Annotated in this window: 1 protein-coding gene and 1 pseudogene; both read left to right on the top strand. The window is 74.5% G+C overall.

Annotated features, from left to right (window positions below; all coding sequences use genetic code 11):
• Positions 1 to 305, top strand: a pseudogene (locus DZG00_RS16075) (mechanosensitive ion channel family protein); the annotation flags it as partial.
• Positions 305 to 700 carry a globin gene (locus DZG00_RS16080; RefSeq protein WP_119455853.1) on the top strand — a complete coding sequence of 132 codons (396 nt, stop codon included), beginning with the start codon at positions 305 to 307 and terminating at the stop codon, positions 698 to 700. The pseudogene DZG00_RS16075 and the gene DZG00_RS16080, both read left to right, overlap by 1 nt.
• Positions 701 to 741: the final 41 nt, after the last annotated feature.

Raw genomic sequence — 741 nt, forward strand, 5'->3', positions numbered from 1 at the left:
GGGCCGCGCGGAAGGTCGCCCAGCGGCAGCCGGCTGCGCGGCTGAGCGCGCCGGAGGGTCCCGCGTCCCCGGTCGTACGCGGCGCAGCAGGACCCCCGCAGGACCCGCGCGCCACGAGCGTGATCCCGCAGCAGGATCCCGCGCCCGAGGCCCGAGCCGATGGCGACGACGAGGTCACCGCCACCTGGACCGTGCTCCCCGAGGACCCGGGTCCCGCCGATGAGGCCACCGACGCCGCTCCCCCGAAGCCGCCGCGCGCGCCGCGCCAACCGCGGAAGCCCGCCACGCCGCCCGAGGGGTCCTGATGGCCGACCTCCTCGCGAACTCGTTCTACGACGACGTCGGCGGCCGCCCGACGTTCGAGAAGCTGGTCCGCGAGTTCTACCGCGGCGTCGCCGAGGACCCGGTGCTCGTCGCCATGTACCCGGAGGAGGACCTCGAGGGCGCGATCCAGCGCCTCATCGGGTTCCTCGAGCAGTACTGGGGCGGGCCGACGACGTACAGCGACCAGCGCGGACACCCCCGGCTGCGGATGCGCCACATGCCGTTCCGCGTCAACCCCGACGCCCGCGACCGCTGGCTCGCGCACATGCGCGTGGCCGTCGACACGCTCGACCTGTCGCCGATGCACGAGGCGCAGCTCTGGGACTACCTCGAGCGCGTCGCCCACGCGATGGTCAACACGTTCGACGAGTCCTGAGCGCGGCCGCCGACGTCGGACGTCGGACGTCGCGCTAGAGG

It is taken from the genome of Clavibacter lycopersici (assembly GCF_003576405.1).
GTDB classification, from domain to species: Bacteria; Actinomycetota; Actinomycetes; order Actinomycetales; family Microbacteriaceae; genus Clavibacter; species Clavibacter lycopersici.

Coding starts and splice junctions, on each gene's coding strand:
- DZG00_RS16080 (WP_119455853.1), top strand. CDS start 305: ATGGCCGACCTCCTCGCGAACTCGTTCTACGACGACGTCGGCGGCCGC.